The following is a 15,725-nucleotide window of genomic DNA, read 5'->3' as shown; positions in this document are numbered from 1 at the left end:
GGATTAAAAATTAAAAAAACTTTCTCTTTTTCAATTCGAAATCTTTTCCTAAATATACTTTTCTAACCATTTCATCTGCGGCTAATTCTTCTGGAGTTCCACTTTTTAAGATGCTTCCTTGGTACATTAAATACGTTTTATCTGTAATAGCTAAAGTTGCTTGTACATCATGATCTGTAATTAAAATACCAATGTTTCTATCTTTTAAATGAGCCACAATACTTTGTATGTCTTCTACTGCAATTGGGTCTACACCTGCAAAAGGTTCATCTAATAAAATAAATTTAGGATCAGAAGCTAAACAGCGTGCAATTTCTGTTCTACGTCTTTCTCCTCCAGATAATAAATCTCCTCTATTTTTACGAACGTGACCAATATTAAACTCTTCAATTAAAGATTCTAGCTTTTCTTTTTGTTCTTTTTTAGATAAATCTGTGAATTGCAAAACAGACATAATATTATCTTCTACCGATAATTTTCTAAAAATAGAGGCTTCTTGTGCTAAATACCCAATTCCTTTTTGAGCACGTTTGTACATGGCATCTTCGGTAATCTCTTCATCATTTAAAAAGATTTTACCAAAATTTGGTTTTATCATTCCAACAATCATATAGAAAGAAGTTGTTTTTCCAGCTCCATTAGGACCTAAAAGCCCAATAATTTCACCTTGCTTTACTTCTAAAGAAATTCCAGTAACAACTTTTCTACTGCCGTAAATTTTTTCTATATTTTCTGCTCTTAAAATCATATTTTATAAATATGTGTAATTATTTAGTTGTTGAAATGCGTAATTATTAGTGAATGTAAAAGTAACAAATTATGTTTTTTTAAATCTTAATAGATTCATAACATTTGTTTTTTACAGATAACGATTTACTTATTCTCTAACATTTCCCAATATTCAACAGCTCTTCTTAAATGAGGAATAACAATAGTACCACCAACAAGGGTTGCAATAGACATGGTTTCCATCATTTCTTCTTTAGTAACTCCGTTTTTCATGGCAGCTTCTAAATGATATTGTACACAATCATCACATCGTAAAACAGCAGAAGCAACTAAACCTAAAAGCTCTTTAGTTTTAACCGGTAAATGCCCTTCTTTAAACGTATTTGTGTCTAAATTGAATATTCTTTTGATTACTTTATTATCAGAATCTAAAATTTTATCGTTCATTTTCTGACGATAGTCATTAAACTCTTGTACCTTTTCGTGCATCTTTTTCTTGTTTTTTAATTACTATTTTAGAAACTCTAATACTTACTTCGTATAAAATAAGGATAGGAATTGCTACAATTACCTGACTAGCAACATCTGGAGGTGTAATGATTGCTGCTAAAATTAATACAACTACTAGTGCGTGTTTTCTGTATTTCTTTAAAAAATCGGGTGTTACTAATCCTATTTTTGTTAAAAAATAAATTAAGACAGGCAATTCAAATAAAATAGAAACTCCTAATAACATGTTGGTAACTAGTCCTATATGAGAGTCCATTGTAAAGTTATTCTGAATTAAATCGGTAATTTGATAATTATACAAAAAGTGTATAGATATTGGTGCAATTACATAAAAGCTAAAAGCGATACCACAGAAAAATAGAAAAGAAGCTATAAAAATAAAACCTCTAGACTTGTTTACTTCATTTTTTGTCAATCCTGGAGCAACAAAACGCCAAATTTCCCACAATAGGTAAGGGAAAGACAGAATAATACCCAATATAAATGAAGACCAAATAGAATTCATTAATTGTTGAGTTGGTTTTAAACTTATTAAATTATCTTTAAAAACAACATTACAAAAGCCGCTATCTAACTTAAAATAAGTGAAAAAATCACAAAATAGTTGATAGGTAATAAAATCAGATTTTCTGTGTGCTAATAAAAAGTTTTCGTAGACTTCTTTTTGAAACACAAATAATACAATTGCTATGATAAATATTGCTGCAGCACTTCTTACTAAGTGCCATCTTAATTCTTCTAAATGACCTAAAAAGGACATTTCTTTTTGTTTTTCTGCCATTAGAAAATACCTTCTTTAATTAAATCATGTAAATGTACAACTCCAACGTAATTGTTTTTATGATCTACCACTAACATTTGTGTAATGCTATTTTTTTCCATAGTAGTTAATGCATCTATTGCCATTGCGTCTTCAAAAATTGTTTTTGGGTTTTTACCCATCACATCTTTTGCTGTAACTTCAGAAATTTGTGTAGATTTAGAAAGCATTCTTCTAATATCACCATCGGTAATAATTCCTGTTAATGTTCCATTATTTAAAACGGCAGTAACACCAAGTCTTTTTTCAGAAATTTCTATAATTACTTTGGCAATACTGTCTGTTTCATTCACAGCAGGTACTTGGTTGTTTTCTACCAAGTCAGAAACTCTTAAGTACAAACGTTTTCCTAAAGCACCACCTGGGTGGTATTTAGCAAAATCTTTACTTGTAAAACCACGTAAATCTAATAAGCAAACAGCAAGTGCATCACCTAAAACTAATTGAGCAGTGGTACTTGTTGTTGGTGCTAAATTATTAGGGCAGGCTTCTTTTTCTACATATGCATTTAATGTAAAATCTGCATGTTCGCCTAAATAAGAGTCTACATTACCTGTAATGGCTACAATTTTATTTCCATAATTTTTTATCAATGGAACTAAAACTTTAATTTCTGGTGTATTACCACTTTTAGAAAGACAAATAACAACATCGTCTTTTTGTACATTACCTAAATCTCCATGTATAGCATCTGCTGCATGCATAAAAATTGCAGGTGTACCTGTAGAGTTTAAAGTAGCAACTATTTTAGTAGCAATGTTTGCACTTTTACCAATTCCGGTTACAATAACCCTTCCATTAGAATTTAAAATAAATTTAACGGCTTCTTCAAAGTCAGCGTCAATTAATTTTGCTAAATTAGCAATAGCATTACTCTCTGTTAAAATAGTTTCTATGGCAGTATTAATAATTGTGTTTGTCTTTTTCAAATGTTTGGTATTTTATCAGAATAAAAAAAAGTTATATCTTTAGATTAAGAAACAAGCAAATTTACTACAAATAATAGTTAGAGCAAATATTATATTATAGTATGTTTGTGAATTGTTTTTAAAGTTAAACGAATAATTATATAAATGGATTTATACACCCCTCTAAAAAAGTTCTTTGGATTTAATAAATTTAAAGGTTTACAAGAGCAAGTAATTAAAAGTATTGTAGAAAACAATAATACTTTTGTAATAATGCCAACAGGTGGAGGGAAATCACTTTGTTACCAGCTGCCTGCTTTAATGGCAGACGGAACAGCTATAGTAGTTTCTCCATTAATTGCATTAATGAAAAACCAGGTAGATGCAATTAGAGGTATTTCTGAGCATAATGGTGTGGCGCATGTTTTAAATTCATCTTTAAATAAAACAGAAATAGCCCAAGTTAAAGAAGATATTGCTAACGGAATTACAAAACTGTTGTACGTAGCACCAGAATCTTTAATAAAAGAAGAGTACGTTACTTTCTTAAGAACGCAAAAAATTTCTTTTGTAGCTATTGATGAAGCACATTGTATTTCTGAATGGGGGCATGATTTTAGACCCGAATATAGAAATCTAAAGCACATTATTAAGGCAATAGATAATGTACCTGTTATTTGTTTAACGGCAACTGCAACAGAAAAAGTACAAGAAGATATTCTAAAAACATTAGGAATTCCGGAAGCAAATAGATTTAAAGCGTCATTTAATAGACCTAATTTATTTTATGAAGTAAGACCTAAAACTAAAGAAGTAGAGAAAGATATTATTCGCTTTGTAAAACAAAGAATGGGTAAATCTGGAATTATCTACTGCTTAAGTAGAAAAAAAGTAGAAGAAGTTGCTCAAATATTACAAGTAAACGGAATTAAAGCCGTTCCATATCACGCTGGTTTAGACGCTAAAACACGTGTGAAGCATCAAGATATGTTTTTGATGGAAGATTGTGATGTTGTGGTGGCGACTATTGCTTTTGGAATGGGAATTGACAAACCAGATGTTCGTTTTGTAATTCATCATGATATTCCTAAAAGTTTAGAAAGTTATTATCAAGAAACTGGTAGAGCTGGTCGTGATGATGGAGAGGGGTATTGTTTAGCTTTCTATGCTTATAAAGATATAGAGAAGTTAGAAAAATTTATGGCAAGCAAACCTGTTGCAGAACAAGAAATTGGTCATGCATTATTGCAAGAAGTTGTTGGGTATGCAGAAACGTCTATGAATAGAAGAAAGTATTTGTTGCATTATTTTGGTGAAGAATTTGACGCTGAAAATGGAGATGGAGCAGATATGGACGACAACTCTAGAAATCCTAAGAAAAAACACGAAGCTAAAGAAGACGTAAAACTCTTATTAAATGTTGTAAAAAAGACCTTACAAAAGTATAAATCTAAAGAGATTGTAAATACAATTGTAGGTAAAGAAAATGCATTATTAACTTCTCATAAAACACATTTACAACCCTTTTTTGGAAGTGGTAAAGATAAATCTGCTCTTTATTGGATGGCATTAATCAGACAAGTTTTGGTGGTTAATTTAATAAAGAAAGAAATTGAGCAATATGGTGTTGTTAAATTAACTGAAAAAGGAAATGAATTTATAAAGAATCCTACTTCTTTTATGATGACAGAAGATCATTCTTATAGTGAAGAGGATGATAATACAATCATTACAAATGCGAAATCTATGAATGGAGTTGCTGATGATAAATTGGTAAAACTATTAAAAGATTTACGTAAAAGAGTCGCAACAAAACAAGGTGTGCCTCCATTTGCTGTTTTTCAAGATCCATCATTAGATGACATGGCTTTAAAATACCCAATAACTTTAGCAGAGTTATCTACCGTTCATGGGGTAGGAGAAGGTAAGGCAAGAAAATTTGGTAAAGATTTTATTAAATTAATAGCTACTTATGTTGATGAAAATGATATTCTAAGACCAGATGATTTAATTGTAAAAAGTACAGGTACAAACTCTGGTTTAAAACTTTTTATCATTCAGAATACAGATAAAAAATTACCATTAGAAGATATCGCTAAGTCTAAGGGACTTAAAATGGATGAATTAATTAAGGAGATGGAAATGATTATTTTTTCTGGAACCAAGTTAAATATCGATTACTCTTTAGATGATTTATTAGATGAAGATCAGCAAGAAGAAATTCATGATTATTTTATGGAAGCTGATACAGATAAGATTCAAGATGCTTTAGATGAGTTTGATGGAGATTATGACGAAGATGAATTGCGTTTAATGCGAATTAAATTTATAAATGAAGTGGCTAATTAATATAGATACTATAGAATATTATAGTCTAATTTATAAGCGATATATTTAATATTAAAACAAAAAAACACCTAGAAATAGGTGTTTTTTTGTTTTTAAATAAGAAGTAAAAAACTATAATGTAAAAATAGTTAATAATATTCCTAATAGAATTGCAGTAAATTTTTTCAAATTAAATTTATGATTTTCAGAACCTTCAAAAAGAATAATGGTAGAAATATGAAGGAAAACACCAATAATTAAAGCGGTTATTTCTTTGGCATAGGTTGTAAAAAATGGAATTTTATCTCCTAATAATAATCCAAGAGGACTCATAAACGCAAAAAGAATCAAAAAAATAAAAGTTGTTTTTTTAGAATACTTTGTCTGAATTAAAAAAGTAGTTAAAACAAATGCAATAGGAATTTTATGAACTACAATTGCCCATAATAAATTATCTCCTGCATGATGAATTGGTAAACCTTCAGAAAAAGCATGTAAACACAAACTTATAAATAACAAGGTCGGGAACTCTTTTCCTTCAGAATGAATGTGAATATGTCCGTGTTCTGCACCTTTAGAAAAAGATTCTAATACAGACTGAATAATAATTCCGATCAATATAAAGATTCCTATCTTCTTATATGCTGTTGTTTCTGCATATACACTTGGCAATAAATGTAGAATGGTAACAGATAATAAGTAGGCACCACTAAAAGCTAATAATAAACGTACTACCTTTTTACCGGGTTTGATTATAAAAACCAATAAAGAACCAATAAAAACAGCTGTTAATAAAAGAATGTAACTCATTTTGCAATAATAATTAATCGATCAGAAGTCTTTGCTTCAAATTTATCTAAGTTGTAATTTCCAAAAACAGTGGTAATAGTAAAACCAACTGTTTCTAGAAAAGCAGTCATTTTTGCAAGGTCTAAGTACTTTACTTGTTCTGTATATGCATGGTTTTCTCCATCAGCAAAAAAAGAAATATGCTTTAAGATAAATCCATCTTTAATTTCTCTTTTAATATGAAAGGTAATATTGTCTACAGTTTTTGTTTCTGCAGAAACTAAATTCAGTTTCACTTTTTCGGCATTTAAAAAGTCAAATACAAAAAAGCCATCTTTATTCAGTCCGTTTTTAATGTTTTCAAGAATTAAAATATCTTCTTTATCATCTTCAAAATAACCAAAGCTGGTAAATAAATTAAATACGGCATCATAAGTATGATGAAAAGGTTTGCGCATGTCATGCACATTAAACTTTAACGTATCATTTTCAAACTCTTTTGCAGCATTAATACTATTTTCTGCCAAGTCACCACCGGTAACGGTGTATCCTAAAGAATTTAAAAACACAGAATGACGCCCTTTACCACAAGGTAAGTCTAAAATATGCGTTGTTTTTGGCAAGTTTAAAAAAGAAGTAATATTCTTCATAAACAATTGCGCTTCATCGTCATTTCGTTCCTTATAAAGTGTGTGATAGTAAGAGGTGTTAAACCAATCTGTAAACCAATCTTTTGTTTTCATTTGTATAAAATTTGCAATAACAAGTTAATTACTTTCATTGCTATTGGCTATTCTTAGCCTTTTGCCATTATAGGCTTTTCAGTCTGTAAAAGTAACCAAATCTTACGTTCTGTAAAATGAATTTCTTAATTAGTATAAAAGCTATTTATAAATAGTATTTTTGCAGTCAATTTTATGAGCATGAACAAAGATTTTAAAATGACAGCAACAACACTTTTCGGTTTAGAAGGTGTTTTGGCAAAAGAATTAAGAGACCTAGGAGCACAAGATGTTAAAGAAGGTGTTAGAATGGTTTCTTTTAGAGGAGATACCGGTTTTATGTACAAAGCAAATATTGCTTTAAGAACCGCTGTAAGAATTTTAAAACCCATTAAAGTTTGTAAAATCTACGATGAAGAAGATTTGTATGAAGCGATTCAGAAAATTAAATGGGAAAACTATTTAGAAACAGAAGGTACTTTTGCAATAGGAGCCGTAGTAAATTCTAAAAACTTTACATCTAACTCACATTATATCTCCTTAAAGTCTAAAGATGCAATTGCAGATTATTTTAGACATAAATATAGTAAAAGACCCAATGTAGATTTAGATTATCCAGATTTAAAGATTCACATTCACATACAAAAAGAGTGGTTAACCGTTTCTTTAGATTCATCTGGAGATTCTTTACACAAAAGAGGGTATAGAACCGCTACCAATATTGCCCCTATAAATGAAGTTTTAGCTGCAGGTATGGTTTTATTATCTGGTTATACGGGTGAGGAAAACTTTATAGACCCAATGTGTGGTTCTGGTACTATTTTAATTGAAGCTGCTATGATTGCCAATAATATTCCGGCAAACATCAACAGAAAATTATTTGCTTTCGAAAATTGGAAAGATTATGATGAAGACTTGTATTTTACCATTCAAGAATCTTTGTTAAAGAAAATTCGTTCTTGTCACTTTAAAATAATGGGCTTCGATAAAGCGCCTTCTGCTGTACAAAAAGCACAAGACAATATAGAGAATGCCAATTTAGATGAGTTTATTGGTGTGCACCACGTTAACTTTTTTAACTCTACCAAAGAAGTTTTTGGTAACACTACTATTCTGTTTAACCCACCTTATGGCGAGCGTTTAAATATTGATACAGAAGAGTTTTATAAAAAAATTGGTGATACCTTAAAAAATAATTACCCAGGTTCTACGGCTTGGTTAATTACTTCAGATACAGACGCTTTAAAATGTGTAGGCTTAAGAACTTCTAAAAGAATTGCCCTTAAAAACGGAGATTTAAACTGTAAGTTTGTAAAGTATGATTTGTACGAAGGAACTCGTAAGTTTAAAGAACGTAAAGACGATACGAATACAGAAGAAGAAACAAATGATTAAGTCATTGCGAGGAACGAAGCCATCTGTTAATTATTAAGAAATGAATTCTTTTAACGATTGAGGAATCTTTATTAGAAGCTATTTCCTGCTTTCCGTTATATCTTTTTGTGAAAAACAAAAAGGATGCCTCTTCAATCAGGGCTAAACTTGTTTGTAAAAGTTAGGATAGCTATATAAGTAAAGTTAAATATTAAAAAGTGTCTTAAATAAATTGAAAATTTCGATTTATTTAAGACACTTTTCGTTTTATAATCTAATTTGTATAAAGATATTTTCAACTCTTATCTTACTTAGATTTATTTAAAATTAGATTGTTTAGAGAAAACCTGAAATTAGTATTTTATTTAAATTCTATTATTTCTGCAGTCATAGTTGCTGAAATTCTTTTTTTTGTTTCAATTAAATCAACAGATACATTAACAAGTGCTCTACTACCTATTAATTCTACACCTGCAGCTTTTGCATCTTCTAACATTTTTGCTTTAGCTCTAGCGATAATTCCTACTTTATTTGTGATGTTTCCTGTCAATATTTTTTCTGTAACAGTACCAGTAAAACTACCTAATACGTTAAAATTAGAACTTGATAAGATTGTTTGAGTTTGATTTTGTTGTTGATAACCTCCACTGTAAAGGCTAGATGTTTTGCAAGAGGTTAGTGCTGCAGCAATAACCATGATAAAAAAAGTTTTTTTCATTTAAGAAATGTTATATAATTATGCCTACTTCTTTTTTAAGTCTTTTTTCAGCTTGTTCAGACGTAATTTAAATATGATTGATTCACTATTTTAATTTTCTAAAATTACTTTAATTCTTTAAATTGAGACTACGGATTTCCGTAATTTTATAGAACGTTGTGTAAAATATTAGACCCAACTGTATGGTTTATTTTTAAATTTAAGTAGTATTAGTGATAGTATAAAGTTGTTTTAATAAGAAGTGTTATTATCAAACTAAATGAGTTTTTTTAAGGTGTTTTTTTGATTTAGTTAACGTTTAGGTTAGTAAGGGAATTGAAGGTAGTGAGCTTTCATTTAGGTGCTTAGCTAAATCTTTTTATTTTTTTTATCTTTTTCTTTATAAATCCAAATCAAAAAGATTTGGCGGACTTAGTTTAAAAGCACTAAACTTTGGGGTAAGAACCAAAACCCGTATTAATTAAAGCCAATGTTGTGTGTCGTGTTTTATTCACTTTCGGCTGTGTAAATCATAACACACTTCACAAATGTATCTTTAATGTTTTTATTTAATTCTCTCATATTTTCAAATTTTTCGACTCTAATTTGATTACAGATGGTTTCGTTAATTTCTGTTGGTAATTCTGTAGAATAACTTTTATTAAATTTTTGAATAATATCCCTTACTCTAAACTCAACAAACTTTCTTTTGTCTTTTTCATTTAATAGAGTGAAAAAACCTTTATAATCAAATCTTGACCTTAGCTCTGGAGAAATTCTTTTTGGAAAATCTTCTTTACTAATATTTGATGTAAAAATTATTATAAACCCATTTAAATCAATTTCTTCAGCTAATGAACTAACTATTTTTCCATTTTCTAAAACATCTAGAAAATAATTAAACAATGTTGCGTTAGATTTTTCAAATTCATCTATTAATATGATTCCAGTATCTGAGTCTTTAACTCGAATAAATATTTCTCCTTCATCACTACCAATATAACCTCTAGGGCTTCCAATTAAAGAATTTAATGAATTATCACTACTATAATTTCCAAAATTAATTTTAGCTAATTTTTTTTTGCCTTTTAATGATTTATGTATTGCTCTTGCAACCTCAGTTTTTCCAACACCCGAATCTCCCATTAAAAAAATGGAAAGAATTTTATGTTCTCCTAATTTATTAAATACTCTAAAATTTCTAATAAGTTCTTCAAAATCGGCTTTGAATTTATCGTGCCCATAGATTCTGTTTACAAATGATTTAGTAAAATCAGAAATATCGTCATTACTTAAATCTATTATTTTTTTATGTTTTAATTTTTTTTGTTTTCCTATAAATTCTTCTTCATCAACAACCTCGAAATCTCCAACGATATTTATATCTTGAAATTCTTGAAAACAAAATCTTAGTTCGTATTCAAGTAATTTCTTAAAACTATTATCAGCTATAAATATCGTCTCTTCAGGGAATTGAGGGAAAACAGATTCTGAATTATATTGGATATTATTAATACCAGCTAATGAGCTGATGTCTACGATTTGCGTATGCTTATTTACTTCTAAGGCATTATCAAAATTGCGTAGGCTTTCTGTAATTGAGATTATTTCTTTTCCTTCTTTCTTTTTTAAGTCTTTATAAAAAGCAAAGTAATTTTTGTTGTAAAATAAGAGTTTATCAATCATTTTAGTCAGGAAGTGTTACGTTTTGAACTATTGCTAGTAAATCTATGTAATGAAATTCCTTGTTGTCTTGACTTGAGCTTACAAATAAATTATTTGTGTTATTTGTTTGAGTTATGTGTTGACTATCCTGAATTTCTTGATTGTTATTTGAGTTTTGCATATTTCCAACCTCTTGGAAGAATTCAAAAGAATTTTTTAAGGAGTCAACTTTTATTTTTCCTTTATATAAACCTACTATTGAAACTTTGCCAATAAATAAATCATCAACGCTATAAGAACTCTCAAATTCACTTTCAAATGTATGTGGGATTTTGACTAGTAATTCTTCTTCTGAGCCATTAACTGTACCTCTTATTTTGTATGCATAATCTTTAAACATTGAATTAAAAAGATTGTTGATATCGAAACCATCTGCTCCAGGAATATTCATTCCTTTAAAAGAACCATTAGCAAATAATTTAACAGTTCTTAATTCTGTTTCATTTTCTAAAGAAAGATTAACATTATCTATTTTAATTAATTTACCTTCTTTTACTTGTGAAAAGTTATTAATTGTTTGACTTTTTTCTATTATTTCATTTAAAATAACAGATTTAGTCGTTTTTATTTCAAACGTTTCTAATACTTTTTGAGAGTCAGATTTGATGTTTTTTCTTCCCGCCTCTAATTCGGTATTGAATAAGGTTAAAAATTTCGCTCCTAATTTTCCTCGATAGTCAATATCTTTACCTGTGCTTTTGTCAGTTTGTTCTTCTCGGCTAAGAGAAATAACATTACTTAGCATCATTTTGATTTCATAAACTTTTGGGAAGTTGATATAGTATATATTGAAGATCATTTACTTATTTTTTTCTTTTTCAACTGAGTTTTTTCACATTACACACAACTTTAACAATGATATGACATCGTTTTAAAGACTTATATCAGTAGTTAGCTAAGTTAGCTTTTTTGCGACAATAGTAAAGAGTAATACGACCTGTTTTTCAACCAAAAAAAAATCCAAAACAATTAAGTTTTGGACTTTTAAAATTATCTAAAGGCATTGCCTTTATTTTTTACCTTTCTTTTGCTGCGCTTGTTGTTCTTGCGCTTGTTTCATAGCATCGTCTATTTTTTGACGGAATTTACTCTTCTTCTTTTCCGGCTTCTTTTTGTTTTCTTCAATTTGAGCGTGTATCTTATCTTCATCAATTACGTAGTTTTTAATTACTAACATAATTGCAATAGTTAACAAGTTAGAAATAAAGTAGTACAAACTTAAAGAACTTGCGTAGTTGTTAAAGAAAAACAACATCATAATAGGAGAGAAGTAAATCATGTACTTCATCATTTTACCCATATCTGGCATTCCTTCTTGCGTAGGTGGTTGCATATTTGCTTGCTGACTTTGGTTCATTTTCATGTAAAAGAAAATGGCTACAGAAGCTAATATTGGAAACAAACTTACGTGATCTCCATAAAATGGTATCTTAATAGGTAATTGATAAATCATATCATAAGAAGATAAATCATTTGCCCATAAAAAGTTTTCTTGTCTTAATGCTAAGTTGGTAGGAAAAAACTTAAACAATGCAAAGAACACTGGCATTTGTAAAATGGCAGGTATACAACCAGACATCATGCTAACGCCTGCTTTACGCTGAATAGCCATGGTTTCTTGCTGACGCTTCATTGCGTTTTCTTTTCCTGGATATTTATCATTTAATGCTGTTAATTCTGGTCTAATTACCTTCATTTTAGCACTCGATAAATAAGATTTGTATACTAATGGAGACATGATGATTCTAACAACAATAGTCATTAAAATAATAATTAATCCGTAGTTAGATAAGAATCCTTTTAAGAAATTAAATACAGGATAAAATACAGTTCTGTTTAAGAAACCAAATATTCCCCAACCTAAATCTGCAGTATGGTCTAAATCTGTATCTTTAAAAGTCTTTAATAAATTATAATCACTTGGTCCGTAAAACCATTTCATGTTATAATTTAACTCACCACTAGCTAATTCTAACGGCGTTTTTAATTCATATCGTTTTGTAAAAACAGTATCTATCTCTTCATTTTTAATCAAATCTGTAGAAGTTACAGTAGTATTATTAAAAGGAGTATCTGTTAATAAGATAGAGGTAAAGAAGTGTTGTTTGTAAGAAATCCAGTCTACATCATTTAAAACCTCTGATTTACCAGCGTTTAAATAATCTACATCATCTTCTGTTTTGTAATAAAGATGAGAGTACATGGTGTTTTCTGTTTTTACACTCTTTTCATGTGCATAACCATCTAAAGACCAATCTAAATTAATTGGGGTAGAAGAGTTAATTACAGAACTTAAGCCTTGAGAACGAACTGCAAAATTAACCATGTAATTTTTTGGTTTCATCTCATATCTATATTCAAGAAATTGAGTGTCTGAAACTTTTAATTTCATAGATAACACAGTCGTTTCTCCGTTTTTAGTAAGACTAGGTTCAAAGAATAAGTCTTTGGTATTTAAAATTCTATTGTCTGTTGTACCAAAATTGATGTTAAAAGAAGCGTTTTTATCTTTTACCATATATAAAGGTAAAGAATCATGTGTTTTATAATTCTTAATTTCAGCTTCAATAATTTGCCCACCTTTATTGCTAACAATTAATTTAACCAATTCATTTTCTATAACAGAAGTACCTTCAGAACCATTGATAGCACTTTGTGCAAATGCGCCTAATTTATTGGTGTAAGCAACTTGTTTTAAAGAATCGTTTTCAAAAACGGGAGCGTTTTCTGTAAAAGTATTCGATGTATTGTTTGTAGAGTCTACAGTTTGTTCTGTATTGGTAGAGGCATCGGTAGTTTCGTCTGGTTTGGTAGTGTTAATCCAGTATAATAAAATACCTCCTAATAATAACATTCCTATAAAAGAATTGATATCGAATTTTTTTTGTTCCATGTGTTATTTTAAAATGTCAATTTGTCATTAAACCAAAAAGATCTTTTGATAAAACCGCGACAAATGTAGTTAAAAAGCAGCTTTATATCATTTTTGCTACTTTATATTTGATACTAATTATGTAGTTCAAATAGTATTCCTAATTTTTATAATGTCACTTTTAAGCACAGTCGAAAGGTTTTAAGTTTCGACTGTGTTAACTAATACTTTTTATTTTTTAGACTGTTTTAATGCAGCTTTAATAAAATCTACAAATAAAGGATGTGGTTTTAAAACGGTACTTTTATATTCTGGATGGTATTGCACACCAACAAACCAAGGGTGTGTAGGTACTTCTACAACTTCTACCAATCCTGTTTTTGGATTAACTCCGGTTGCTTTCATTCCAGCAGCTTCAATTTGTTCTAAATACGCGTTGTTAAACTCATAACGATGTCTGTGACGTTCGCTTATTAATTCAGATTTATATGCTTTAAATATTTTTGAATCTTTTTTCAATTCACAATCCCAAGCACCTAATCGCATGGTTCCTCCTTTTTCGGTAACACTTTCTTGACTTTCCATTAAATTAATAACAGGATCTTTGGTGCTTTTATTCATTTCTGTAGAACTCGCATTTTCTAAACCTAATACGTTTCTAGCAAACTCAATAACTGCCATTTGCATTCCTAAACAAATTCCGAAGAAAGGAATATCGTTTTCTCTTGCATATCTTACCGCTCTAATTTTACCTTCAATACCTCTATCACCAAAACCAGGAGCCACTAAAATACCATTTACACCTTTTAGTTTTTTCTCTGCGTTTTTAGGTGTTAAACTTTCAGAATGTACCCAACGAACTTTTACTTTTGTTTCATGCGTAGAACCCGCATGAATAAAAGCTTCTGTAATAGATTTATAAGAATCTTGCAACTCAATATATTTACCAATTAAAGCAATTTCTACTTCGTGTTTTGGGTTTTTATGTTTGTCTAAGAAGTTGTTCCAAACTTTTAATTCTGGTTCTCCTTTAGAAGAAAGCTTTAGTTTATTTAAAACAACAGTATCTAAACCTTGCTCTAACATTAAGTTAGGCACATCATAAATAGTTTCTGCGTCTATAGATTGTATAACGTCTGCTTGTTTTACGTTACAGAACAATGCTAGTTTACGTTTAATATCGTCAGAAATTTCATGTTCTGTTCTACACACTAAAATATCTGGACTAACACCACTTTGCATTAACATTTTTACAGAGTGTTGTGTAGGTTTTGTTTTTAACTCACCTGCAGCAGCTAAATAAGGGATTAATGTTAAATGAATAACAATAGCATTATCTTCTCCTTTTTCCCAAAGCATTTGTCTAACAGACTCTACATAAGGTAAAGACTCAATGTCACCAACGGTTCCACCAATTTCTGTAATTACAATATCATAATCTCCCGTTTCACCTAAAATTTGGATTCTACGTTTAATTTCATCCGTAATATGCGGAATAACTTGTACCGTTTTTCCTAGAAACTCTCCTTTACGTTCCTTATTAATTACAGATTGATAAATTTTACCTGTAGTTACATTATTAGATTGACTGGTAGGAATGTTTAAAAAACGCTCATAATGACCTAGATCTAAATCTGTTTCTGCTCCGTCATCTGTAACATAACATTCTCCATGCTCGTACGGATTTAAAGTTCCTGGGTCTATATTAATATAAGGGTCTAATTTTTGGATAGTTACAGAAAAGCCTCTTTGCTGTAATAATTTTGCCAGTGATGCAGCAATAATTCCTTTTCCAAGTGATGATGTTACGCCTCCTGTTACAAAAACATATTTAGTATTACTCATGGTATTCTTAGGTTTGCGCAAAAGTACTAACTCTAAAAATTCTGTCAAATAAAAAAGGTGAAAAGATTTATAAAACTTGTACTTTTGTCTCGTTAAAAAATATTTCAATTTTTTTTAAAATAGTGTTTGCCATAAATAAAAACAGTTGTATATTTGCCAACGCTTTAAAAGAGTAGAATTTAAAGCAATAACATAATAATAGAAGACATTTAAAAATACAGATAATGCCAAAAAGAACTTACCAACCGTCAAAGAGAAAGAGAAGAAATAAACATGGTTTCATGGAAAGAATGGCTTCTGCTAATGGTAGAAAGGTGTTGGCTCGTAGAAGAGCTAAAGGAAGAAAGAAAATTTCTGTTTCTACTGAAACTAGACATAAAAAATAAATGATTAACAATTGTTAATA

Annotated in this window: 14 protein-coding genes; 3 read left to right on the top strand and 11 right to left on the bottom strand. The window is 29.5% G+C overall.

All coding sequences use genetic code 11. From position 1 onward, the window contains the following. Window positions 1–10 precede the first annotated feature (10 nt). From lptB to WG945_RS03890, 4 genes are all read right to left on the bottom strand, one after another. Window positions 11–748, bottom strand: coding sequence for an LPS export ABC transporter ATP-binding protein (gene lptB, locus WG945_RS03905; RefSeq protein WP_068448399.1), 738 nt, complete (start codon window positions 746–748; stop codon window positions 11–13). 125 nt (window positions 749–873) lie between these two features. Then, window positions 874–1,218: a carboxymuconolactone decarboxylase family protein gene (locus tag WG945_RS03900; RefSeq protein WP_068448397.1), complete on the bottom strand. Its 345-nt coding sequence runs from the start codon at window positions 1,216–1,218 to the stop codon at window positions 874–876. Further along, window positions 1,193–2,020, bottom strand: coding sequence for a twin-arginine translocase subunit TatC (gene tatC / locus WG945_RS03895; RefSeq protein ID WP_068448396.1), 828 nt, complete (start codon window positions 2,018–2,020; stop codon window positions 1,193–1,195). Before tatC ends, WG945_RS03900 begins: the two co-directional genes overlap by 26 nt. Further along, window positions 2,020–2,988: a KpsF/GutQ family sugar-phosphate isomerase gene (locus WG945_RS03890; RefSeq protein WP_068448394.1), complete on the bottom strand. Its 969-nt coding sequence runs from the start codon at window positions 2,986–2,988 to the stop codon at window positions 2,020–2,022. The genes tatC and WG945_RS03890 overlap by 1 nt, the downstream gene beginning before the upstream one ends. Window positions 2,989–3,132: 144 nt before the next feature. Here WG945_RS03890 and WG945_RS03885 point away from each other — a divergent pair, with 144 nt between their 5' ends. After that, window positions 3,133–5,316: an ATP-dependent DNA helicase RecQ gene (locus WG945_RS03885; RefSeq protein ID WP_068448392.1), complete on the top strand. Its 2,184-nt coding sequence runs from the start codon at window positions 3,133–3,135 to the stop codon at window positions 5,314–5,316. A gap of 111 nt (window positions 5,317–5,427) precedes the next feature. Here WG945_RS03885 and WG945_RS03880 read toward each other — a convergent pair whose 3' ends face one another. Beyond that, window positions 5,428–6,105: a ZIP family metal transporter gene (locus tag WG945_RS03880; protein ID WP_068448391.1), complete on the bottom strand. Its 678-nt coding sequence runs from the start codon at window positions 6,103–6,105 to the stop codon at window positions 5,428–5,430. After that, entirely contained in the window at window positions 6,102–6,827 is a 726-nt protein-coding gene (locus tag WG945_RS03875) for a class I SAM-dependent DNA methyltransferase (protein ID WP_068448389.1), read from the bottom strand. Before WG945_RS03875 ends, WG945_RS03880 begins: the two co-directional genes overlap by 4 nt. Before the next feature lie 180 nt (window positions 6,828–7,007). Between WG945_RS03875 and WG945_RS03870 the strand changes: the two genes are divergently transcribed. Further along, window positions 7,008–8,201 carry a THUMP domain-containing class I SAM-dependent RNA methyltransferase gene (locus WG945_RS03870; RefSeq protein ID WP_068448387.1) on the top strand — a complete coding sequence of 398 codons (1,194 nt, stop codon included), beginning with the start codon at window positions 7,008–7,010 and terminating at the stop codon, window positions 8,199–8,201. 340 nt (window positions 8,202–8,541) lie between these two features. Here WG945_RS03870 and WG945_RS03865 read toward each other — a convergent pair whose 3' ends face one another. The 5 genes from WG945_RS03865 to WG945_RS03845 form a co-directional block, all read right to left on the bottom strand. Further along, window positions 8,542–8,898, bottom strand: coding sequence for a DUF6567 family protein (locus WG945_RS03865; RefSeq protein WP_157603543.1), 357 nt, complete (start codon window positions 8,896–8,898; stop codon window positions 8,542–8,544). A gap of 486 nt (window positions 8,899–9,384) precedes the next feature. Next, window positions 9,385–10,563 carry an AAA family ATPase gene (locus tag WG945_RS03860; RefSeq protein WP_068448383.1) on the bottom strand — a complete coding sequence of 393 codons (1,179 nt, stop codon included), beginning with the start codon at window positions 10,561–10,563 and terminating at the stop codon, window positions 9,385–9,387. Between the two features lies 1 nt (window position 10,564). Next, the gene (locus WG945_RS03855) at window positions 10,565–11,401 is read right to left on the bottom strand and encodes a hypothetical protein (protein ID WP_231874562.1); all 837 of its coding nucleotides are present in this window, start codon (window positions 11,399–11,401) and stop codon (window positions 10,565–10,567) included. Window positions 11,402–11,611: 210 nt separating this feature from the next. After that, window positions 11,612–13,495, bottom strand: a complete 1,884-nt coding sequence (gene yidC, locus WG945_RS03850) for a membrane protein insertase YidC (RefSeq protein ID WP_068448379.1) — start codon at window positions 13,493–13,495, stop codon at window positions 11,612–11,614. A 210-nt stretch (window positions 13,496–13,705) separates the two neighbouring features. Beyond that, entirely contained in the window at window positions 13,706–15,319 is a 1,614-nt protein-coding gene (locus WG945_RS03845; RefSeq protein ID WP_068448376.1) for a CTP synthase, read from the bottom strand. A gap of 224 nt (window positions 15,320–15,543) precedes the next feature. Here WG945_RS03845 and rpmH point away from each other — a divergent pair, with 224 nt between their 5' ends. Beyond that, window positions 15,544–15,705 carry a 50S ribosomal protein L34 gene (gene rpmH, locus WG945_RS03840; protein WP_036820926.1) on the top strand — a complete coding sequence of 54 codons (162 nt, stop codon included), beginning with the start codon at window positions 15,544–15,546 and terminating at the stop codon, window positions 15,703–15,705. Window positions 15,706–15,725 lie beyond the last annotated feature (20 nt).

The sequence above is a fragment of the Polaribacter atrinae genome (assembly GCF_038023995.1).
Taxonomy (GTDB): Bacteria; Bacteroidota; Bacteroidia; order Flavobacteriales; family Flavobacteriaceae; genus Polaribacter; species Polaribacter atrinae.
This window is presented reverse-complemented; position numbering and strand designations above follow the sequence as displayed.